Below are 21,715 nucleotides of genomic sequence, written 5' to 3'. Positions count from 1 at the left end.
AGCGCCTCCCAGAGCACGAGGATGAGCGCGATGCCCCAGAAATTGAGGAGCGTCCGCCCGATCCGGGCGGCGAGCGAGGGCCGCGCGGGCCCGTTGGCGGTTGCGGACTGGCTCATCTGTAGCGCTCGTGCACGATGCGTTCGAGAAGGGTCATTGCCGAAAAGAGCACGAGCGATGTCGTTGCCGCCAGCACCACGACGCTCCAGAGCAGCGGGATCTGGAAGTTCTGCATGGCGTTGACGATGAGAATGCCGAGCCCGCGCGGCGCGCCGAACCATTCCCCGATGATCGCCCCGATCAGCGCGGCCGGCACGGCGAGCTTCATGCCGCTGACGATGCCGGGAAAAGCCGCCGGCAGGTCGACATGGAAGAAGCGCTTGGTGCCCGAAGCGCCGAGCGCTGCCATCAGGTCGCGCTGGGTCTGGCTCGAAGACGCGAACCCCGAGGCGCCCGCGACATAGAAGACGAAGAAGGCGTTGAGCGCGGCCAGCGCCGTCGGCGCCGCCTCGCGGCTCAAAAGCACGATGAAGATCGGCGCGAGCGCAATCGAGGGAATGGCGTGGATCACCGCCGTCGCCCGGTCCGTGCCGGGGCGCAGCACCGGCAGGATCTGCCCGAGCATCGCGAAGGCCAGGCCCGCGAGCCCCCCGATCAGATAGCCGAGCCCGGCCGAGCCGAGCGTGGCCGTCAGCGCGCGCGAAAAGAGCGCCTGGCGAGAGGGATCGAAGAGAAACGCCATGACGCTCGAAAAGGGCGGCCAGGTCATGCCCACGAGCCGGTTCTGCCCGATCACCTCCCAAGCGCCGAGCAGCAGCGCGACCCCCAGTGCGCCGAGCAGCAGCGATTGGGTCCGCTCCCCGCTCAATGGCCCGCTCCGTCCGTGGGGTGAAGCGTTTCGGTCAGCTCGTCCACCAGTTCGTGGAACTGGGCTGTCCGCATCACGTCAGGATGCCGCGGGCGGTCAAACGGCACTTCGAGCGTGCGCACCACTTTGCCCGGCCGCCCGCTGAGCACGATCACCCGGTCGGCGAGGAACAGCGCCTCCTCCACCGCATGGGTGACGAGCAGCGTCGAGATCCGGCTTTCGGACCAGATGCGCTGGAGCTCCACATTCATCTGCCGGCGCGTCACCGCGTCGAGCGCCCCGAAGGGTTCGTCGAGCAGCAGGATTTCAGGCTCGAGCACGAGCGAGCGCGCGATCGCCACGCGCTGGCGCATGCCGCCTGAAAGCTGCTTGGGCCGCGCCGCCTCGAAGCCTGCGAGCCCCACGAGATTGATCAGCCCCTGCACCCGCTCGCGCACCACCGGCCGTCCGGCAATGCGGAAGGGCAGCTCGATATTCTGGCGCACCGTCAGCCAGGGCAGCAGCGCATGCTCCTGAAAAGCGATGCCGAGCCGGTGCGCCTTCACCAGCTCCGCAGGCGCCCGCCCCTCGACCGCAACTGCGCCCGAGCTCGGCGCTTCGAGCCCGGCGACGAGCCGCAGGAGCGTGCTCTTGCCGCAGCCGCTGGGGCCGAGCAGCGCGACGAACTCGCCCTTCCCCACCGACAGGCTCGTATCGGTCAGGGCCGTCAGCGTCTTGCCGTCCGGCAGGCGGAAGCTCTTGGTGACGCCCCGGAAGTCGATGGCCGGTGCGGCCGTTCTGTCTGTCATGCAACCAGCGCCTCGAAGCGCGCCATGAGTTCGGGCCCGCGCGCGGCAAGCCGTGCCTTGATCGCGTCGATGTCGACGGTGAGGAATTCGCGTTCCTTCATCACGAGCTTGCCATCGACGATGACGCTGCGCACGTCGCGCCCCACCACCGTGCTCGAGACCGCAAACAGCGGATCGAGGATGGGCTGCTGGTCCATCTGGGTCGTATCGACGAGGAGGATGTCGGCCCGCTTGCCGGTTTCGAGGCTGCCCAGTTCGTCGGCGAGCCCCAGCGCCCGCGCGCCGCCGCGGGTGGCGATGGCTAGCAGTTCCTCGCTCGAAATGGCCGTCCGCATGTGCCAGGGCGTCCCCGCCAGCGCCTGCTGGCCGATGCGCGTCACATGCGCCACCTGGAAGATGTCGAGCGGTCCCCAGGCCGCCGCCCCGTCCGTGCCGAGCCCGATATCGATGCCCTTGCGCCACATCTCGAGCAGCCGCGGCGCCCCGATCGAATAATTGTTGAACCCGCAATGGCAGGCCGAGGGCCGGTGCTTGACGTAGAGGTCGACCTCGTCGGGCGAGAGCAGCACCGAATGCGCGCAATGGAGATGATGGTCGAGCACCCCCAGATCGGCGAGATATTCGGTCGGGCGCTTGCCGAAATGCTCGAGCGCATAGTCGATCTCATAGGCCCCTTCGCAAAGGTGCGTATGGATCTTGACGTCGAGCTCGTGCGCCGCCGCCGACATGGATTTGATGAGCTCGGGCGAACAGACGATGATCTGGCGCAGCCCCAGCCACGCCTTCACCCGGTCCTGCCCCGCCCAGCGATTAACCAGCTCCACGTTCCGGTCATAGGCCTGCTCTGTGTTCATCATCATCGAGGAGGGCACCGTCGCGCCGATCCCCGAGGTCTGGTCGACCGTCGAGAGCGCGATGAAGCCGCGAATGCCGACCTCGAGTGCCGCCTCGCCCATCGCGTCCGGATGCGGTCCGCCGGCTTCGGCAAAGCAGGTCGTCCCCACGCTGATCATGTTGGTATAGGCGACGAGCCCGGAGAGCTCGACATCCTCGGGCGTCAGCATGCCCTCGAAGGGGAGGTAATAATTCTTCCAGATCGGAATCTTGAGCGCGCGCTTGCGCTGCATCTCGAAGATCTTGCCGCGCAGCAATTGCTGGGCGGTATGCATGTGCCCGTCGATCAGCCCGGGCATGGCGATCCGGTCGCTGCCATCGACCCGCGTTTCGGGAGTAAACCGGCCCGTCGCATCGTCCGCCTTGCCCATCCAGACGATCCGGCCGCCCTTGATGGCGATGGCGCCGTTCCTGATAATCGTGCCCGCATCGTCGAGGGTGACGACGTCGCACCCGGTAACGAGAATGTCGACGGGTTCTGGGGCGGCGTTGGCGGGATCGGTCACTGATGGTCCTCGGAAAATTGCGTCGATAGGAAGGACCGGGGCGGTTGAACGCCCCGGTCGAGGGGCCTTAGAGGCTCGCCTGGGCCTCGGCGAGCAGGCTCATGTCGTAGATGTCCTCGAGCGAAGCGGGCAGCTCGCGCTCCTGGGCACGGGCGACGTCGTACATCGGGCCCGTCACCATGGCCTCGTCGAGCCAGAACATACCCCTGCCGTCCGGCGCCTCGACATAGGGGATCTGCAGCTCGTTCTGCCGGATCTGCTGGTTGAGGTCGAGCCCGAGATCGGCGCCGTATTTCTCGACGACGAGCCGGGCCGCATATTCGGGATCCTCGGCATTGGTCTGCCAGCCGCGCAGCAGCGCCCGCAGATAGCGCACCAGTTCGTCGCGACGGCTTTCGAGCGTTGCCCGCTCGGTGACGAAGATGACGCCCGGCTGCACATAGCCGAGGTCGGCCAGCAGCGTGACGATGAAGTCCTCGCCCGCAACCATGCCCATCTGCTCGAGCGTGATCGGCTGGTTGGTGACGAAAGCCATGTAGACGTCGCCATCGCCCGCAATCAGCGGCTCGGGCGAGAAGCCCGACGGCACGAAGGTGTAGTCGTCCTCGAGCCCGTTGAGCGCAAAGATGGTCTCGATGATCTGGCGGTCCGATTCGACCTGAGCGAGGATCCGTGCGCCCACGAGGTCACTTGGCTGCCGGATCGGCCGGCCCGGCAGCGAGATGACGCCCGCCGGATTGACCGGGAAGTTTGCCCCGATCATCACGAAATCATTGCCGCGCGCCCGCGCGTCGAGCAGCGGCAGCCACTGGCCGTGCGCAACCTGGGCATTGCCCGTTGCGAGGGTCACCAACGATTGCGGCGCGTTCGGGCCGCCCGGCAGGTGCTCGGCGTCGATCCCCTCCTCGGCGAAATACCCGTTCTCGAGCGCGACCCAGTGGCCCGCATACTGCACGTTCGGCACCCAGCCGAAGGCGGTGGTGATGCTCGTCCGCTCCTGCGCGAAGGCGCCTGAACCGAAAAACGGCATCATGCCGAGGGCCGCACCGGCCCCGGCGACGAAGTGACGGCGAGAAATCAGCAGGTTTTGTGTCATGGTCCCTTCCTTCCGGCCCGTCACGCGGACGGGCACCAAAGCCCCAACAGAAACTTCTGTTACACAAAACTCTAGCACATGTTACAAATGTATCAACGGAGAAAGAGTCGATGACGTCCCTTCATGCCCGGCCCGCCGAAAGCGGGAGCGTCTCGGGCACCATTTCCGAGCGGATATCGCGCGCCTATCCCCAGTTCAGCGGGGCGCTGAGGGCGTTCGCCGACTATGTGCTGGCCGAGCCGGTCGAGGTCGCGCGCACCTCGATCCATGGGGCGGTCCAGAGCGTCGGGGTTTCGGTCGCCACCGCCAACCGCTTCGCGCGCGCCATCGGCTTCAAGGGCTATGCCGAGTTCCGCGCCGAGCTCATCAGCGGCTTTTCCTCGGCTTTTGCTCCGGTCGAAAAACTCAAGAACGAGATCTCCCGCCAGTCGACCAGCGCCGAGATCATTGCCGCCTCCATCAGCCTGGACCTCGCCAATCTCGAGGCGACGCGCCAGATTCTGCGCCCCGAAACCTGCACCGAGGCGGTCGACCTCATCCTCCGGGCCGAGCGCATCTATGTCGTGGGCATCGACAATTCGGCTCATCTCGCGGGGCTTCTCGCCAGCGGGCTCGGGCGCTACCGTCCCAATGTCCGCAGCCTGTCGAGCGCCGATGGCGCCTTCGGGGCGAGCCGCCAGCTCTTTCGCTACGGGCCGGCCGACCTCGTCATCACCATCGCCTTCCCGCGCTATTTCCGCGATGCGGTCGAGCTCTCCCGCTTCGTCAAGGATCGCGGCGTGCCGCTGATCGCCATAACCGACGGCCCCGCTTCCCCCATCGCTGCGCTGACCGAGACCGTCCTCTACGCCCGTGCCGAGCGCCAGCTCGCCTCGACCTCGAACGCCAGCGTGCTCGCGCTTCTCGAAGGGCTGGTGGGCGCCGTCGCGCACCGTTCGCCGCGCTCGGTCGAGATCGAGCAGCAGTTCGCAAGCTTCGCGCTCCCCTGGTTCGAGCCCGAGCATCCCGGCCAGCGCAAGCCGCGCGCCACCAAGCCCGCCGCCACGAAGCCGAAATCACCCCTCGCCCCCGGACGCCGCCCCGTGCCCGTCCGCAAGCTCAAGAAGACGCCGAAATAGGCGATGAAAGGACCAAGATGATCATTCTGGACTGCGACCCCGGCCTCGACGATGCGGTGGCCATCATGCTGCTGCTCTCGGCCCCGGGCATCGAGGTTGCCGGCATCACCACCGCCGCGGGCAATGTCGAACTGCACCAGACCCAGTGGAATACCCGTGGCATCCTCGATCGCGCCCCGCGCCGGGTCCCGGTCTATGCCGGCTGCCCGCGCCCGCTCGCCGTGCCGCACGTCCACGCCAAGCACATTCATGGCGACACCGGCATTGCCGGGGTGCGCTTCGAGGCCGTCGAGACCCCGCTCGAAAAGGAGCACGCGGTCGACTTCCTGATCCGCACGCTCTCCAGCGCGCCTGAGCGTAGCGTCACGCTCTGCTTTGTCGGCCCGCTGACCAATCTCGCGGTCGTCCTAGTCAAGGCGCCCGAACTGGCGCAGAAGGTCGAGCGCCTCGTCCTCATGGGCGGCGCCATCGGGCTCGGCAACACCACGCCCGCCGCCGAATACAACATCTATGCCGACCCCCATGCCGCGCGGGTCGTCTTCGAGGCCGATTTCGAGCGCGTCGTCCTGCCGCTCGACACCACGTCGACCGTGCTGGTCGACACCGCGCTTGCTGCCCGCGTCGCGAAGATCGGCACGCCGGGCGCCGATTTCCTCGCCCCGCTGCTGGCGCTCCCCGTCGCCCATCCGCGCTTTGCCGGCAAGGGCCGGCCCATGCACGACATGTGCGCGGTCGGCTACTGCCTCTGGCCCGAACTCTTTTCGGGCCGGCAGTGCAATGTCACGATCGACTGCTCCGAAGGCCCCTCGCGCGGCCGCACCATCATCGATTACTGGGGCAACAAGCGCGAACCCAATGCCCTCGTCATCGACCAGGTGGACATCGAGGGCTTCCTCACCCGCTTCCATGACACGCTCGCGAAAGCGGCCTCATGATCCGCGTCTACATCGCCGGCCCCGAGGTCTTCCTGCCCGAGGGCTTCGCGCAGGTTGAAAGAAAGCGCGCGCTCTGCCGGCAATACGGCATGGAGCCGAGCGCGCGTCAGGGCGATTTCCTGAAGTATGAGGGCGGCGACAAATTCACCTTCGGCACCATGATCAGCCGCCACAATGAAGAGCTGATGGACGCCTCCGACATCGTCATCGCCAACCTCACCCCCTTTCGCGGTGTCAGCGCCGATCCGGGCACGGTCTACGAGCTCGGCTACATGGTCGCGCGCGGCGCCAGGGCCTTCGGCTACACCAACACCGCCCGCCCCTACGCCACGCGCGTCGCCCAGGACTATTATGGCGGGGACACGCGGCCCGCCGAGACCGGCCGGCTCGTCGGCCCGGACGGGCTGATGATCGAGAACCACGAGATGATCGACAATCTGATGATCGATGGCGGCATCGCAAGGAGCGGCGGGCTCGTCATCCGCCACGAAGCGCCGCCCGAGGCCCGCCTCACCGACCTCACGGCTTACGAAGCCTGCCTCGCCCGCATCGCCGAAACCCTGCTCGGGCGCTGATCGTCCATGGCCCGGGCGGCGCCTTGAGCGATCACCGCCGCAAGCTGCGGCTGACGCGGCGGGCGAGTTCGGCAAGGAGGGCGCCGCCAAGGCCGCCGAGCACGGCGCCGGCGGTGCTGTAGTGAAAGTCGATCCACTGCCCCTCGCGCCCCGGAACGACGAGCTGCACCAGTTCGAGCACGCCCGCTAGCGCCGAAAGCCCGGCAATCAGCGCCACCCGCGCGCCCATCCCCTTGAGCACCAGCGCGAACCAGAAGGAGCTATGGTCGGAACTGGGTGACGGGACCGATCAGGCGGCGTGTTGATCTGGCGTTGTCGTTACGGCAACGCCGTCGGCGAATTTGATGCCTTCGACGACCATTGGCAACTGATTTTCGCCTTTCAGCCGTCGCCAGGTTTTGGCTGCGGCCATGACGAGCTTGAAGACCATGAGCCGTGCCGATATGCCAGACCGCCTCGCCATCCCCCGGGACGCAAAGCCTCGCGATATGGGTGCCCACCAGACCCGCAGGGTGAGCGCCGGCAAAGCGAACCGTCTTGCGGCGCCCCGAACCTTCGGCAAAAGGCGCGACGTCCGGCTGGCAAAGATAGACCGGGCAATCGGCCAGGAGAGCCACCGCATCGAGCCCGCGGGTAAAATCATCGTGCCGCGCCTCGATTATGGGAACCGGATCGGGCGCGTGGGGCGCGGTATCGATGGCGGTCACGAAAATCGCAATCGGCGTCGCTCCGGGATCAGCAATGCGCTCGAACGGACGGGATCTGATTGCCGGCCACTGCCCGGCGGCGAGCAAAAGCGCGCGAAGGCCGTCACGTGTTCCGGCGCCGGAAATATCGAACTTCTCCTTGTCCATCGTGCCGTCGGCCGCGATGGCCTGTTTCTGGTCCAGAGTCTCAGCGAAGCGGTCATTCATCAAAACGGCAGAGTTCAGTACGCTGCCACCGCAGGCTATCCCGGCGGTTCAGCATTCCCTCCGCTTGCAGGAATGCGATGGAAGTTGATTTCGATCCAATCGGCCAGAATCCGTACCTTCTCCGCGACTTCTTCGCCAAGGGGGGTCAATGAATATTCCACATGGGGCGGCACAACGGGATAGGTGCGGCGCAAGACGAACCCGTCCGCCTCCAGCAATTGCAGCGCCTGCGCCAGCATGCGCTCACTCACGCCGCCAATCTTGCGGCGCAGTTCAGAAAAGCGGTGCGTTCCTCCTTCCAGCACGATCAGCACCAGAACACCCCATTGACTGGTCACATGTTTGAGCACGTCGCGCGAAGGACAACCTGCCGACAGAAGCTCGCCATGCACCTTGTCGGAAAGCCCGATCGCCGTGCCGTCATCGTGAATGTTCATACTTACCTTCCTGTGCGTACTTACTTTGCGTTAGTATGAGCCTATATCATGGCTTTGGATCATCAAGACAAGGAGTCACTCGCAATGACCATCGCCGTAACCGGAGCCTCGGGCCAGTTGGGCCGCCTCATCGTCCAGAAGCTCAAGCAGAAGATTGAGCCCAGCCAGATCGTCGCGCTGGCGCGCAGCGTCGAGAAGGCGTCCGACCTCGGCGTCGAAGTGCGCGCAGCCGATTACGAGAAGCCCGAAACCCTCGACCGGGCGCTGCAAGGCGTCGAGACGCTGATGCTGGTTTCCTCCAGCGAGGTCGGCAAGCGGGCCGCGCAGCATCGGAATATCATCGACGCCGCCAAAAAGGCCGGCGTGAGGCGCATCGTCTATACGAGCCTGCTCCATGCCGATACGTCGTCACTGAGCCTTGCACCCGAGCATGTAGAAACCGAAAGCCTCCTGAAACAGTCGGGCATCGCCAACACTGTTCTGCGCAATGGCTGGTACACGGAAAACTACACGGTCTCGGTCCCCGGCGCGGTGAAGGCCGGCGCATTTGTCGGCAGCGCGGGCGAGGGCCGCATCTCGTCGGCAACGCGCGCCGATCTGGCCGAGGCCGCCGTCGTCGTGCTGACTGGCGAGGGCCATGACGGCAAGGTCTACGAGTTGGCTGGCGACGACGCCTATACGCTGGCTGATCTCGCGGCGGAGATCTCCAAACAGACTGGCAAGGACATCCCCTACAAGAACCTGCCGCAGGATGAATATGCCGCCGTGCTGAAGGGTGTGGGTATCCCTGCAGATTTCGCCGGTGCTCTGGCCGCCTTCGACATCGACGCCTCCAATGGAGCGCTGTTCGACGACAAAGGCCAGCTTTCGGCGCTGATCGGGCGTCCGACTACCCGGCTGTCGGATGCGGTGGCTGCGGCCCTCAAATCATAGACGCGACAGACCCTGACCGCTCATGCGCCGGACTGCCGTACGCGATGAGGCATGGCTGCCTCCGCAACGCGTCAAGAATGATCGCTTCCGGGTTGGGTGAGACCAGTCCGGAAGCGCACAAGGGGTTGATAGCCGACCTTCGTGCCCGGTTTTGTTCCGGAATGGTGGAGATTTGGCGCGCCCGAAGCGATATAGATGGGCACTGTAAACATTGGGAGATTTCGGTTCCTGCAGCGACATGAACGGCGGCTTTGCGCCCTCATTCAAGACATTCAGGTGGGGCTGTCGATTTCCCGTTAGCTGCCATTCCTGCCGCGGCCCGGCGATTTCGTTTATGGGGTGTCTATCCGCTTTCCGGTTCCGAAGCTCAGAAAGCGGACCTTTGGGCCTTCAGTCATTACCGTTGCCGACGTCAGCGCGTACGGATACGGCATCTATCTGGTTCGGAGCCGAGTTTCCGGTCCCGGCCAGAAAGAATTGAAAACCCAAGCCCGAAAGACATGGAAATTCAGCTCGAATTTTCGTGGCCAGCGATTGCCGCCACCACCACATTCTTTTTAGATCAGGCTGATTTCATGTCGCATCGATCGCGGCGCGCATGCTTTTGGTTAGCATGGTCGTGAGGTGGGTGATTGTGGTGGCGCACCATTTGTCATCGCTGCGCAAGGATGCGGGCATGAAGCCGGGGAGACTCGCCAACGCATCGTAGAGTGCCGAGGGGGTTTTACCGGAACGGGAGGCGTCGGCGATTTCGACCTGGCGGGGGTCGCGCAGGGCGTATGGTGTGCCGTCATCGCGGGTGCCGCGCGTGTAGGCCATCCAGGCGGCGGTGGCGAAGGCGAAGCTGGCGATGTCGCCGTCCCTGTTCCTCACGATTGTCGCCGTCTCGAAAATGCGCGGCGGGAGCTTCTGCGTGCCGTCCATGGCGATCTGATAGGTCGGGTGGGCGATCGCGCGGTTGGCAAAGCGGGCGAGGAGCGCTGAGCGGTAGGCGTCGAGATCGATGCCCGGCACGGGATCGAGGCTCTGGGCGGCCGCGCGCATGTGGGTTTCGACCCGACGCACCAATGCGGGATCCGTCATGGCGTCGCGGACATTGTCGTGGCCAGCGAGAAATCCGGCATAGGCGATGAGCGAATGGGCGCCGTTGAGCATGCGCAGTTTCATGCGCTCATATGGGGCCACGTCGTGGGCCATCACCGCGCCGGCCAAATGCCAGTCAGGGCGTCCATTGCCGAAATCGTCCTCGATCACCCATTGGCTGAACGGTTCGGTTTCGATGGCCGCGTGGTCCTCGCAACCAAGGGCAGCTCTTGCGTCGGTGCGGGTGGCTTCTGTCTGCGCAGGGGTGATGCGGTCGACCATAGTGGAGGGAAAGCTCACACTATCGGCAATCCAGCGTGCGAGATCAGGATCGCGCCTCTCGGCGAATTCGACAACGAGCCGCTTGAGAACTGCGCCGTTGTTGGAAAGGTTGTCACAGCTCAAAACCGTGAACGGCGTCGCGCCCGCCGCGCGGCGGGCGGCGAGGCCGGCAACGATCCAGCCCACAGCGCTGCGGGGCGCGGACACATCGGATGCGAGATCGGCGGCGATGTCGTCACGGTCTGAATCGAGCCCATTAGTGCGCGCATCGATGCCATAGCCCTTTTCGGTAATGGTCAGCGAAACGATCCGCGTCGTTTCGGCGGCCAGGGCGGCGTGCAGGCGCTGTGGTTCGGACGGCGCGTGCACGGCGCCGGCAATAGCGCCGCATACGCGATACCGGCTCTCGGCATCGCGGGTGATCAGCGTATAGAGCCCGTGCTGGGCGTTGAGGGCGTCGACGCTGTCGCGCGAGCGCAGGCCGACGGCCAGAATGCGCCAGTCGCCGCCCGAGTGGGCCAAGGCGTCTTCGGTATAGATAGCCAGATGGGCGCGCAAAAAGGCGCCAAGCCCCAAATGGACGATGCCAACCCCATGGGCGGCGGGATCGAAGGCTGGCTTTGTCATGCCGGCTGGGACCTGATCGAGGCGTTCGAGCAGGGTCATGGCAGCTTGTAGGCGGTTTTGGCCGCGTCATAGCTCAGCCATCTGGCTAGTGCGGCGCCGGTGGACATGGACACGCGGTGTTCGGCGACCAGTCGTGCAATGTAGCCACAGACTTCGCGCCGCCAGACGTCGTGTCGGGCGGGGATGGAGAGCAGGGCGCGGGTGTCGTCGTTAAAGCCTGCGAGATTGTGAAAGCCGGCTGTCTCGTGCATCGCGTCGAGATAGCGGCGGATGCCGTTGGGGCTGTCGTGGAACCACCATGGCGGGCCAACCATGAGCGCCGGCCAATAGCCGGCCATGGGGGCGAGCTCGCGGGCGTAGGTGCTCTCGTCGAGCGTAAAGACCAGCAGCCTAAAGTTCTCAGCATTGCCGAAGCGGCCCAGCAGAGCCTGCAGGCCGCCGACGAAATCGGTGGGCACGGGGATGTCGTCACCCAGATTGCGGCCGCGTTCTGTCTGCAGTACCGGATCGGTGGCGCGGCGCGATCCGGCGTGGATCTGCATCACCATGCCGTCTTCGGCCGACAGCGCCGCCATTTCGGTCAGCATCTGCGCGCGGAACTGCTCGGTGCCTTGGGTATCGAGAGTGCCCCGGAGCGCGGCATCGAGAAGCCTCTGCTTGTCCGGCAGCGACAGGTCTGCGGTCCGGGCCGTGGGCACGCCATGATCGGTCGCTGTGGCGCCATGATCGCGGAAATAAGCGCGGCGGGTGGCGTGGGCCTTGATCAGGCCGGTCCAAGTGCTCGTGTCTTCGCCTGTCAGTTCCCCAAACCGCGCCAAAGCTGAGGTGAAATCGGGCGCATCGGGATCGGTGACGTCGTCGGGGCGGTAGGTGGTGCGGATGCGCTGGCCCAGACCGTTGGCCACAATAGTCTTGTGATGATCGAGGGGATCGAGGGCGAATTCGGTGGTGGCGATCACTTCGACATTGGAGCGATCAAGCACGGCGAGCGGGCGCAGATCGGAATCGGCGAGACGGGCGGTGATTTGATCGAAGCTGGCGTCGGCATTTTCGGCCGAAAGGGGTTCGTCGATCGCAAAGAACAGCGACAGCGCGTGATTGAGCCACAGTTCGGACGGGGTGCCGGCGAACAGGTGCCAGTTTTCGCACAGTGTCCGCCAGGCGGCGCGGCCATCGGCCACCCCCCCCATAGGCGATGCCACGGCTGCGCAGCAGGCGCAGAACATAGTGGTCGGGCGTTAAAAACAGCGATGCAGCATCGGCAAAAGCCGGGTTTTCGGCAAACCATTGCGGGTCTGTATGACCATGCGGGCTGATGATGGGCAGATCGGCCACTTCGTCATACAGGTCGCGTGCAATGGTGCGCCGGGCCGGGTCGACTGGAAACAGGCGGTCGGGGTGCAGGAAATCGCTCATGCAATCTCGCTTTCCCGCGCCGTAGCCGCCAGCCCGAGCGCAGGATGCTCGAAGGCGCGCATGACGCCGCGCAGTTCGGCGAGGCCCTTGAGGCGCCCGATGGTGGGATAACCCGGCTGCGCCTTGCGTCCAAGATCGTCCAGAATATCCTGTCCATGATCGGGGCGCATGGGGATTTGGTGGTCGGCACGGCCTTCGGCCCTGCGCCGGGCTTCCTCGCGCACCACGGCTGCGATCAGGGCCACCATATCGGTGTCCCCGGCGAGATGCTCGTCCTCATAAAAGGATCCGGCGATGGCGCTGCTGTCGCGCTTGACGTTGCGCAGATGCAAAAAATGCACCTTGGGGCCGAGACGCTCCATCATTCCCACGAGATCATTATCGGGCCGTGCACCAAGCGATCCGGCACAAAGCGTGGCGCCATTGGCTGGGCTGTCGACGGCGGAAAGCACCGCCTGATAGTCAGCTTCGGTCGACATGACGCGCGGCAGGCCCAGAAGGGGGAAGGGGGGATCGTCGGGATGGCAGCACAGCCGCATGCCAAGCCGTTCGGCCACCGGCACGACCTCTTCGAGAAAGGCGATGAAATTGGCGCGCAGGCGGTCGGCCGAGATGTGATCGTATTGGGCCAGATGCTCGCGCACGCCCGAAAGCGTCAGCACCTCGGTGGCGCCGGGCAGGCCAGCGGTGATGTTCTGCACGATTTCGGTCTTGCGACGCTCGGTCATCGCGGCGAAGCGGATTTTCGCTTCGGCCACGGTATCGGCCGCAAAGTCCGTTGCGGCGCCGGGGCGCTCGAGAAGGTGGATGTCGAAGACGGCAAAGTCGACGATATCGAAGCGCATGCAGGTCGCGCCGCTGGCAACGCGCCAGGCGAGATCGGTGCGCGTCCAATCGAGGACAGGCATGAAATTGTAGCAGATGATCTCGATGCCGGCGGCGGCCAGGTTTTCAAGGCTGGTCTTGTAGTTGGCGATATGGGTGCGCCAATCGCCCTTCTGCTTCTTGATGTCTTCCGAAACCGGCAGGCTTTCGACAACGTCCCAAGCGAGACCCGAAGGAGAACCATCGCTGCGCCGGGCGATCTCGGCCTCGCGCTTTGCGATCTCGTCGGTTGTCCAGACGGCGCCATTGGGGATGTGGTGCAAAGCGCTGACGACGCCTTCGACGCCGGCCTGCATCATATCATCGATCTTTGCCAGGTCCCTGGGACCAAACCAGCGCCAGGTAGCCTTCATTTGCTTTCCTCACTCTTCCGATTGCTGTGTCCTTGGCGACCGACTATTTGCGTTTCAACAAACTCGACCTGACCATTCTCGCTGGCCTCGAGCAATTCGTTCATGACGTTCTTTATGTGTCGTTCCATCGCCCTTTTGGCGGCTTCGGCATTTCTCAGCCGCAGCGCCGACAGGATCGCATAATGGTCGCCGATCCAAAGCGGACGAATGCTTGGCGCATGAATATGCTCATGCAGCTTGCGCCACATAATTGAATTGTCCCGCTGCTGCCATAAGGCCTCAATAAGTGACGCGATAACTGCATTTCCGCTCGATCGTGCAATGAGCATGTGGAAACTTCGGTCGCCATTTTCATTGAGAAGCAAGACGTCATTCTCGCGATGCATCTGATCGATATAAGATTCGAGCTCCACCATGGCCTCTGCTGGCATGCGCTCGGCAGCCAAAGCAGCGGCATTGGCTTCGATGGAAAGTCTGGCTTCCAAAAGCTCGAAGGGCCCCGGACCTATATCGGCGCCAAGGCCAATGAAATTCATGGTGTGTGGGGGCTCTGGTAGGACGACGATTCCCTGACTGCGTCGCACTTCCACCATCCCTTTCACCTCAAGTGCAATCACTGCTTCGCGAACGACCGGGCGACTTACACCCAACTGCTCGGACAATTCGCGCTCAGACGGCAGTCGCCATCCAGGTTCATGCCGGTTTTGGGCGACCATTTCCGCGATCTTGCGCGCCACTGTTTGATAAAGGCGCTCAACTCGATCACTGTCATTCTCGCCTTGAAGGCTTGTCTTGGTCGCTGGAGCCATGTGCATCACCTGTTTCAAAAGCGAAGAATATGGAATATTGGTAAGGCCAAAGACGGTTGGTATGTCCGGCCACCCTCAGAATATTGTACCCTTTATTGCCGAGTTTGGCCAAATGCACAAGCGCGAGAGCACAAAATGCAGGGGTTGACAAGATTGGCCTTACCTATCACGTTCACGTGGTATGGCCAATCGGTTAGTGCACACAAAAGGGAGGTGGAAATGAAACGTTCATTGGTTTTGCTTTTGGCGGGGATGGGCGCGGTGGGAGCAATTGCGCCGTCTGTATCCGCGTCAGCTCAAGAGGTCACGGTGTTCTGTGAAGGGCTCGGATTTGGGTGCCCAACGATGCAGCCGCTGGCCGACGAGTTCAATTCCAACAATCCGGGAATGACGGTCAATCTCGAAACGGTGACGATCCAGACCATTCTTGAGAGCTTGCCGGTTCAGCTTGAATCCGGAATGGGGCCGGATGGTTCGGTTGTGGTCGATTTTGGCGGTTTGAGTCGCTATTACCTCGACCTTGCGCCATATGTGGATGTGGAGCGGTTCGAGGCGGAATTTCCCCAGCTTCTCCAATGGCTGCGCGGAGGGGATGAAGGCGATGCCATTTATGGCATGCCAACCTCGCAAACCCTTAACGGCGCTTTTGTGAATTTAACGCTGTTCGAGCAAGCCGGCGTGCCTGTGCCGGAAGAGGGCGCTACCTGGGAAGAGTGGGCGGAAGCGACCCGGCAAGTGGCCGAAGCGACGGGCACCGACTTTGCCATGGAGATGGACCGGTCGGGGCACCGATTTGCAAGTCTTGCCATCAGCTATGGAGCTGAGTTGGTAGATGAAGAGGGGCGGCCGGTTATCGACGAAGGGCTGCGTGAGGCGATCGAACAATTCGTCGCTTGGCACCATGACGGCACAATGCCAATGGACCTGTGGGGTGCTACAGGCGGCGCCACCACACGCGACCTGTTTACCGATTTCTTGAACGCCAACGTGGTGTTCTACTTCGGCGGTTCGTGGCAACTCAATCGCATGGACACAGAGGTCGGCGACCTTTTCGAGTGGGCGGTGGTACCAGCCCCTTGCGGACCATCCTCCTGCACGGTGATGCCGGGCGGTGGTGCGTTGGTGGCATTCAACACAACCGACAATCCCGAGGTTGTTGGCGCCTTTATCGATTTTCTTTCGATGCAAGAAAATTATGAGCGGGTGATAGCGGTCTCCAAGGACATCCCTGGTGTGCAGTCGGTTATCGACGAGGGCGTCGAGTATGTCGATGCGTCTGAACGCACGGTCGCGGCGTTGGAGTCCTTCACCGCGCAAATTCCGAAGATCGATGCGGCTGCCTATCGCTTTCAGGGATGGCCCTTCCAGCGCGCCATGATGAACGCGATGACCACCCGCATAGGTCAGGTGCTCAATGGCGAGCTTACGGTCGATGCTGCTCTTGAACGCATCGAAGCTGACGTAAACCAGGCAATCGATTCCGCCAACGTCCAATAGTCAATGCTGGGAGTAGCGCCAGATGGCCGTCAGGCAGCGCTTTGTTAACACTGTAGGGGCGGTCTTGGCCGTCCCTGCTTATGCAGTGGAACCGTTGATGGCGGGGGCGCAGAAAGTCCTCGGCGTCCGCCGAATTCCATGGGTGTTTCTGGCCCCAAATCTATTGTCGGTTCTGCTGTTCGCGCTGCTGCCGGTATTGATCAATGTCTATTACTCGCTAACCGGGGGGGCTCGACTTTACCCTATTGATCGGCCGTTCATCGGGCTTGATAACTATCAGGCGCTGCTTGATTGCGGCAACTTTCTCGATCCCGCGACGTGCTCGCGCGACCGGTTCTGGCGGGCGCTCTACAACAGCGGCGTGTTCGTGCCGATCCAGGTGACGGCCATGGCGGGAATCGCGTTGCTGACCGCACTGTGCCTCAATCGCAATATTCGCCTTCGTGGCCTTTTTCGGTCGGTGTTTTTCTTTCCCGTAATGCTCTCACCCGTCGTGGTTGCTCTCATCTGGCAGTGGATTTTACAGCGCAACGGCGCCCTAAACGGTCTGCTCAGTGCGGTTGGTATTCAGTCGGTTAATTGGCTCGTTTTCCCCAATACTGCATTTTTCTGGTCAGTGTTCGTTACAGTTTGGGCGCATATGGGATTTTATACCATGATCCTGCTGGCAGGGCTTCAATCAATTCCGCGTGACATTTACGAAGCGGCGAAGATGGATTCCGCATCTCCGTGGCGAACGTTTAGCCGTATTACCCTGCCTATGCTGCGCCCCGTCCTGCTGGTTGTTCTGGTCCTTTGCGTGGTGCGGTCGGTTCAAACGTTCGATGAACTTTACATTCTAACAGGCGGTGGCCCCGGTTCGGCGACGCTCCTGATTGTCCAGTACATCTATGAAGTGGGCTTCGCGATGTTGCCGCGTGATTTCGGATTGTCGGCAGCGGCGTCACTGTTGTTAGGCATAGTACTTCTTATAGTCACGCTTGTGCAGTTGCGCGTTTCACGAGGAGCCAATGATGAATGACCTCAGCGTGCCGAAAACGGGCCTATCGATCCGAAATTTCCTGACGCGCCGGCGCAGCCGAAATGGATTGGATGTGACGGACATCTTGGCCTACGCGTTTCTGCTCTTGGGTGTTTTGGTGATGTTCGTCCCCGTTCTGTGGGTGGTGCTGTCGTCATTTAAGACATCGGGAGATCTCGAAGAATTCCCTCCCACGTTCCTGCCGTACGAGTCTGAAACGGTGATGATCGAAGGGTACGACGAGCCTCTGCGGCTGTTCGAGGTGAAGCAAGAAGATGGAAGCACTGAGCGCCTGGCACAGATCCGCCGCGTGGGGCTGAATGCGCAAATGCTCGATCCCGAGGATCCCGAGGCCGGACCGATAGTCGTCCCGATCGCCAACGCCCGCCCACTTCGGCACGTTGGGTTCACCACCGAGAATTACGCCAACCTTATGGCGACGACTGGGGGCGATATCGCCCGCTACGTCTTCAACAGTATGTTCATTACCATAGTGGCGACGCTCATCACCCTGGTGATGAACGCCATGGCTGCATTCGCGCTATCCAAATATCGCTTCCGAGGCTCCAACATCGCTTTGGTGGCGATCCTGTCGACCATCATGATCCCGGCAACGGTGGTGTTGGTCCCCACATATCTCATCGTGTCATCGCTTGGGCTCGTCAACAATCTTTGGGGCGTGATCCTGCCCGCTGTAGCCACTCCGACTGGGGTGTTCCTGCTGCGGCAGTACATGCTGACGATTCCCGACGAACTGATAGAGGCGGCGCGTATGGATCACGCCAGCGAATGGCGCATTTTCTGGCGTATTATCCTGCCGCTTTCTTCGCCAGCATTGGCGGTTGTCGCGATCTTCTCGCTCCTTTGGCGTTGGAACGATTTCCTGCTTCCGCTGCTCATTCTTAACGACCGTGAAGTCTATACGCTGCAACTCGCTCTAGCATCCTTCCAGACGCAATACGAGATCCGCTACGACCTGCTTCTGGCGATGACCACCCTGACCGCGATGCCGCTGGCTTTCGCGTTCCTGTTCCTGCAGCGCTATATCACCAGCGGCATCGCCTCGACCGGCATTAAGTAAAGGTATCCCATGGCTAGCCTAACCATCCGAGATCTAAAAAAGAAGTTCGGTTCAGTCGAGGTTATTCCTGGTCTCGACCTCGATATTGCGGACGGAGAGTTTGTAGTATTCGTCGGCCCCTCCGGTTGCGGCAAGTCGACATTGCTACGCCTGATTGCCGGGCTGGAAGATGTGACGTCCGGTGACATCAGCATTGACAGCAACACCGTTGTCGGTCTTCCGGCCGCCGATCGGGGCGTCGCAATGGTCTTTCAGTCCTACGCGCTCTATCCACATATGACCGTACGGCAGAATCTGAGTTTCGGGCTGGAAAATATGCGCATGCCCAAGAAAGAGATTGTCCGGCGCGTCGATTCCGCTGCCAACCTGCTTCAAATCGACAATTTGCTGGAACGGCGGCCCAAGCAACTTTCGGGCGGCCAGCGGCAGCGGGTGGCCATCGGCAGGGCCATCACGCGCGACCCAAAGATTTTTCTGTTTGACGAACCGTTGTCCAACTTAGATGCCGAACTGCGGGTTCTGATGCGTGCCGAGATCACCAGTCTGCATGAGCGGCTGGGCAACACCATGATATATGTCACTCACGATCAAATCGAAGCCATGACCATGGCCGACAAAATCGTGGTGCTGCGCAAAGGTGTTATCGAGCAAGTCGGTGCGCCTCTCGAATTGTACAATCGTCCAGCCAATATGTTCGTGGCCGGATTTATCGGCTCACCGCGCATGAATTTTATTCCGGGTACCATAACGGATGTGACGCCCGACGGCCTAACGTTCGTGGGCGAAGGCCTAGCTCCGATCATTCTTGCGAGCGCTGTGGAAAATCTGACGCCGGGAATGTCGGTAACGCTGGGTGTGCGCCCCGAAGACATGGTTCCCGCAAAGGATCAGAAGGGCAACTGGTCCGTCGCCGTGACGCTCACCGAGCAGCACGGCGCCAGCACGTATGTGCACGGCAGGCTCGGGACAACCGATATTCTGATCCACCAGCCCGGCCAGAGCACCGTTGGCCGGGGCGAGGCCTTGGAGGTTAAGCCGCGCTTGGGTCAATGGCACCTTTTCGACGAGCAGGGTCTGAGGGTCGCCAGCCCCTGAAAATCTACGGTTTCTGCTCAGGTTCAGCCAAGCCAGGCGCTTGCGGCTTCTAGGGACAGTGCGAGTTATTTTTGACTGAAGGGATATTGCATGGACGGGATGGGTATGATCGGTCTTGAGATCGACAACCGGCGGATGTGGAATTGGAAGGACGTTGATCAGGCTTTAGCTTTCATGAAGCGTTTTGAAATGAACGCTCTTGTTTTCCATCAGACGGATATGATGGATTTCATCACGCTGCCCGAGAAGTATTTTAGCGAGGACCTGCTGTGGGAGCGGTGGCCGGTTCGCTATATCGACGTTCAGGTCAAGCGGGCTTTTCTTCAGGAGGTGACGCGGCGCTGCAAGGCGCAAGGGGTGGCCTTTTATCCGGAGTTCAAGGAGATCTGGTATCCTGAAGGTCTGCTGGAGGTGTATCCCGAGCTCAAGAACAAGGATGGCCAGATCTGTCCCACCAATCCGTTTTGGTTTGAGTTCGTGGCCGAAAAGATGGACGAGCTGGTGCGCTATTACCCCGACGTGGCCGGGGCGATCGTCAGCCCGGCCACCCGCGAGAGCAAGGTGTCCATCTCCAAGATGACCTGCGATTGCGAGCGTTGCCGCAGCACGGATCCGAACAAATGGTATGAGGATTTCATCCGCGCTGTTTACAAGCCGCTTGAAGCGTGCGGCAAGACGCTGGTGATCCGTGATTTTTCCTATTCCAAGGATCATCAGAATGCCGTCATAGAAGCCAGCATGGCGGTATCGAAAGACATCGTGATCGGGCTCAAGAATGTGCCCCACGACTTCTGGCCGACGTTTCCCGACAATCCCAAGCTGGGCCAAACCCAGGGCTTGGCGCAATGGGCCGAGTTCGACGTTTGGGGGCAGTATTACGGGCAGGGGGCGTTTCCCGCCAGTCTGGTGGAGGACTTCCAGAACCGCATTCGTCACTGCCGGTCCAAAGGGGTAACGGGCGCCTGGTTCCGCACCGATATCGAATGGCTCGACGAGAGCAACAACATGAACAGCTTCAATACGCTCAACCTGATTGGTGCGGCGATGCTGAGTTCCAATCCCGATCGCGATCTCGATGAGGTCTACGATGCTTGGCTCGAGTGGGGGCTGTATTCGGGATTTACCGCTTCGAGCGAAACCGGCGAGCCTGTCCGGCCGAGCGCTCCGGATGCGCGCGAACGGCTGCAGGCCTTCATGCGTGCAGGGTCAAAGGTTATGGAAAAGGCCCTTTATGTGCGTGGGCACGTCTTTAATTACTCGAGCCAGTTCGGCCAGTCGCTGAGCGCCATCTATAACGTGATGCAGGTCTGGCACCAGCGCGAGCAATGGGACCCTGGCTCGGCGAAACATCTCGAGCCGACCCCGGAGAACCTTGCCGTCATCTATGCTGAAAAGCGTGAAGCGGTTGAGCAGGCGGAAAAGCTCAAGGATATTCTTGATCCCGGCACGCTCGGTCTGCCGGACGCGTTCCTGGTCGAGATCGAGGCTATGCTAGAGCTCTATGTCTGGTATGCCCGGGGCTATGAGCTGTCCGCGCACGCTTATTTTGCGGCCCAGCGGGCCCTGCAGACCGGCGAACGCAGTGACGCCGTGACCGCCCTTGCCAACGCAGATGCCCTGGACGCTTTTCAAGGCGAACTCGCCAGCCACCTTGAGACCACGGTCTATCCTCACTACGTCTATTGGCTGACCAGTCCAACCCGCCTCCATCAACTCGCCGAGGACGTCCGCAGCAAGGTCAATTCTACAAGCGAAATCGCCTGAAACATGGCGAGACAAATCGAGACCGGACAAGTTGCCCCGATTCAGTAGCGGCAAGGTGGAATCCACCCGGCGGGCGCCTTTCTGGCGCAGGAGTATCTGATCGAGGGGCGCGGCCACGTCCATCTTGTCAACGGCGGAGCAAAAACCGGCCATTGGGCGGCGCAAAAGTAGGCCACCTGGCGCCGCGAGCGGGGAACGTCGGGAGGGCGTAGCCCGACCAGAGTTTCGCGCTCGCGGCGTCGGCGATTTTGGTAAGTGTTTCAGCCCGCCTTTCGGGCTCGGCTTTGGGCGAGGCGGTAGCTGTCGCCGTTCATCTCGAGGATATTGACATGGTGGGTGACGCGATCGAGCAGCGCGCCGGTCAGACGCTCGGACCCGAACGTTTCCGTCCATTCGTCGAACGGGAGATTGCTGGTGATCAGGGTGGAGCCGCGCTCGTAGCGCTGCGAGATCAGCTCGAACAGCAACTCCGCCCCAGTCTTGGAGAGCGGCACGAAGCCCAGTTCGTCGATGATCAGCAGGCTGTATCCGGCCATCTGCTTTTGGAAGCGCAGAAGACGCCGTTCGTCGCGGGCCTCCATCATCTCGCTGACGAGAGCGGCGGCCGTGATAAAGCCGACGGACAGGCCCTTCTGGCAGGCGGCCAGGCCGAGACCGAGTGCGACATGGGTCTTGCCTGTCAACGGCGGAGCAAAAACCGGCCATTGGGCGGCGCAAAACCAGGCAACTGGCGCTGCTGCG

The 21,715-nt window shown here is 62.2% G+C and carries 18 protein-coding genes and 4 pseudogenes; 9 read left to right on the top strand and 13 right to left on the bottom strand.

Going from position 1 to position 21,715, the window contains the following annotated elements; genetic code table 11:
- Positions 1 to 112: 112 nt before the first annotated feature.
- The 4 genes from KKY_RS12775 to KKY_RS12760 form a co-directional block, all read right to left on the bottom strand.
- Positions 113 to 865, bottom strand: coding sequence for an ABC transporter permease (locus tag KKY_RS12775; protein ID WP_014131782.1), 753 nt, complete (start codon positions 863 to 865; stop codon positions 113 to 115).
- Complete coding sequence (locus KKY_RS12770; RefSeq protein WP_014131781.1) at positions 862 to 1,653, bottom strand: ABC transporter ATP-binding protein; 792 nt, start codon at positions 1,651 to 1,653, stop codon at positions 862 to 864. The genes KKY_RS12775 and KKY_RS12770 overlap by 4 nt, the downstream gene beginning before the upstream one ends.
- On the bottom strand, positions 1,650 to 3,053 hold the full coding sequence (locus KKY_RS12765) for an amidohydrolase family protein (protein WP_014131780.1): 1,404 nt from the start codon (positions 3,051 to 3,053) through the stop codon (positions 1,650 to 1,652). Before KKY_RS12765 ends, KKY_RS12770 begins: the two co-directional genes overlap by 4 nt.
- 67 nt (positions 3,054 to 3,120) lie before the next feature.
- Positions 3,121 to 4,149: an ABC transporter substrate-binding protein gene (locus KKY_RS12760; protein WP_014131779.1), complete on the bottom strand. Its 1,029-nt coding sequence runs from the start codon at positions 4,147 to 4,149 to the stop codon at positions 3,121 to 3,123.
- A 110-nt stretch (positions 4,150 to 4,259) separates the two neighbouring features.
- On the opposite strand from KKY_RS12760, the gene KKY_RS12755 reads away from it, so the two are divergent.
- Genes KKY_RS12755 through KKY_RS12745 form a run of 3 tightly spaced genes read left to right on the top strand, consistent with a single transcriptional unit; the run spans position 4,260 to position 6,777 of the window.
- Positions 4,260 to 5,267: a MurR/RpiR family transcriptional regulator gene (locus tag KKY_RS12755; RefSeq protein ID WP_014131778.1), complete on the top strand. Its 1,008-nt coding sequence runs from the start codon at positions 4,260 to 4,262 to the stop codon at positions 5,265 to 5,267.
- Positions 5,268 to 5,284: 17 nt separating this feature from the next.
- Positions 5,285 to 6,202, top strand: a complete 918-nt coding sequence (locus KKY_RS12750) for a nucleoside hydrolase (RefSeq protein WP_014131777.1) — start codon at positions 5,285 to 5,287, stop codon at positions 6,200 to 6,202.
- Positions 6,199 to 6,777: a nucleoside 2-deoxyribosyltransferase gene (locus KKY_RS12745; protein ID WP_014131776.1), complete on the top strand. Its 579-nt coding sequence runs from the start codon at positions 6,199 to 6,201 to the stop codon at positions 6,775 to 6,777. The genes KKY_RS12750 and KKY_RS12745 overlap by 4 nt, the downstream gene beginning before the upstream one ends.
- Before the next feature lie 31 nt (positions 6,778 to 6,808).
- Here the strand turns inward: KKY_RS12745 and KKY_RS12740 are convergent, their stop codons facing one another.
- The 4 genes and pseudogenes from KKY_RS12740 to KKY_RS12730 form a co-directional block, all read right to left on the bottom strand.
- A complete protein-coding gene (locus tag KKY_RS12740; protein ID WP_041528753.1) occupies positions 6,809 to 7,018 on the bottom strand; it encodes a hypothetical protein in 210 nt (69 codons plus the stop codon).
- A 48-nt stretch (positions 7,019 to 7,066) separates the two neighbouring features.
- Positions 7,067 to 7,228, bottom strand: a pseudogene (locus tag KKY_RS20675) (IS256 family transposase); the annotation flags it as partial.
- Between the two features lie 43 nt (positions 7,229 to 7,271).
- Positions 7,272 to 7,631 (bottom strand): annotated as a pseudogene (locus KKY_RS20860) (NADH:ubiquinone reductase (Na(+)-transporting) subunit A); the annotation flags it as partial.
- Between the two features lie 95 nt (positions 7,632 to 7,726).
- Positions 7,727 to 8,128 carry a winged helix-turn-helix transcriptional regulator gene (locus KKY_RS12730; protein WP_014131773.1) on the bottom strand — a complete coding sequence of 134 codons (402 nt, stop codon included), beginning with the start codon at positions 8,126 to 8,128 and terminating at the stop codon, positions 7,727 to 7,729.
- Positions 8,129 to 8,212: 84 nt separating this feature from the next.
- Between KKY_RS12730 and KKY_RS12725 the strand changes: the two genes are divergently transcribed.
- The gene (locus tag KKY_RS12725) at positions 8,213 to 9,061 is read left to right on the top strand and encodes an SDR family oxidoreductase (RefSeq protein WP_014131772.1); all 849 of its coding nucleotides are present in this window, start codon (positions 8,213 to 8,215) and stop codon (positions 9,059 to 9,061) included.
- A gap of 573 nt (positions 9,062 to 9,634) precedes the next feature.
- On the opposite strand, the gene KKY_RS12720 is transcribed toward KKY_RS12725, so the two are convergent.
- The 4 genes and pseudogenes from KKY_RS12720 to KKY_RS12705 form a co-directional block, all read right to left on the bottom strand.
- Positions 9,635 to 11,092 (bottom strand): mannitol dehydrogenase family protein, encoded by a 1,458-nt coding sequence (locus KKY_RS12720; protein WP_014131770.1) that lies wholly within the window; start codon positions 11,090 to 11,092, stop codon positions 9,635 to 9,637.
- Positions 11,089 to 12,469, bottom strand: a pseudogene (gene uxaC / locus KKY_RS12715) (glucuronate isomerase). Before uxaC ends, KKY_RS12720 begins: the two are co-directional and overlap by 4 nt.
- Positions 12,466 to 13,707, bottom strand: a complete 1,242-nt coding sequence (uxuA, locus tag KKY_RS12710) for a mannonate dehydratase (RefSeq protein ID WP_014131768.1) — start codon at positions 13,705 to 13,707, stop codon at positions 12,466 to 12,468. The pseudogene uxaC and the gene uxuA overlap by 4 nt, the downstream one beginning before the upstream one ends.
- Positions 13,704 to 14,516 carry a FadR/GntR family transcriptional regulator gene (locus tag KKY_RS12705; RefSeq protein WP_083824267.1) on the bottom strand — a complete coding sequence of 271 codons (813 nt, stop codon included), beginning with the start codon at positions 14,514 to 14,516 and terminating at the stop codon, positions 13,704 to 13,706. Before KKY_RS12705 ends, uxuA begins: the two co-directional genes overlap by 4 nt.
- 219 nt (positions 14,517 to 14,735) lie before the next feature.
- On the opposite strand from KKY_RS12705, the gene KKY_RS12700 reads away from it, so the two are divergent.
- From KKY_RS12700 to KKY_RS12680, 5 genes are all read left to right on the top strand, one after another.
- Entirely contained in the window at positions 14,736 to 16,013 is a 1,278-nt protein-coding gene (locus KKY_RS12700; protein ID WP_041528752.1) for an ABC transporter substrate-binding protein, read from the top strand.
- Between the two features lie 97 nt (positions 16,014 to 16,110).
- A complete protein-coding gene (locus KKY_RS12695) occupies positions 16,111 to 17,034 on the top strand; it encodes a carbohydrate ABC transporter permease (RefSeq protein ID WP_014131765.1) in 924 nt (307 codons plus the stop codon).
- Positions 17,027 to 18,115: a carbohydrate ABC transporter permease gene (locus KKY_RS12690; protein WP_014131764.1), complete on the top strand. Its 1,089-nt coding sequence runs from the start codon at positions 17,027 to 17,029 to the stop codon at positions 18,113 to 18,115. The genes KKY_RS12695 and KKY_RS12690 overlap by 8 nt, the downstream gene beginning before the upstream one ends.
- A gap of 9 nt (positions 18,116 to 18,124) precedes the next feature.
- The gene (locus KKY_RS12685; RefSeq protein WP_041528751.1) at positions 18,125 to 19,210 is read left to right on the top strand and encodes an ABC transporter ATP-binding protein; all 1,086 of its coding nucleotides are present in this window, start codon (positions 18,125 to 18,127) and stop codon (positions 19,208 to 19,210) included.
- A gap of 189 nt (positions 19,211 to 19,399) precedes the next feature.
- Positions 19,400 to 20,974, top strand: a complete 1,575-nt coding sequence (locus KKY_RS12680) for a hypothetical protein (protein ID WP_139305144.1) — start codon at positions 19,400 to 19,402, stop codon at positions 20,972 to 20,974.
- A gap of 260 nt (positions 20,975 to 21,234) precedes the next feature.
- On the opposite strand, the pseudogene KKY_RS12675 reads toward KKY_RS12680, so the two are convergent.
- Positions 21,235 to 21,663, bottom strand: a pseudogene (locus tag KKY_RS12675) (ATP-binding protein); the annotation flags it as partial.
- Positions 21,664 to 21,715 lie beyond the last annotated feature (52 nt).

This window comes from Pelagibacterium halotolerans B2 (assembly GCF_000230555.1).
Lineage (GTDB): Bacteria > Pseudomonadota > Alphaproteobacteria > Rhizobiales > Devosiaceae > Pelagibacterium > Pelagibacterium halotolerans.
Note: the sequence above shows the minus strand (reverse complement) of the source record. Positions and strands in the feature narration are given on the sequence as shown.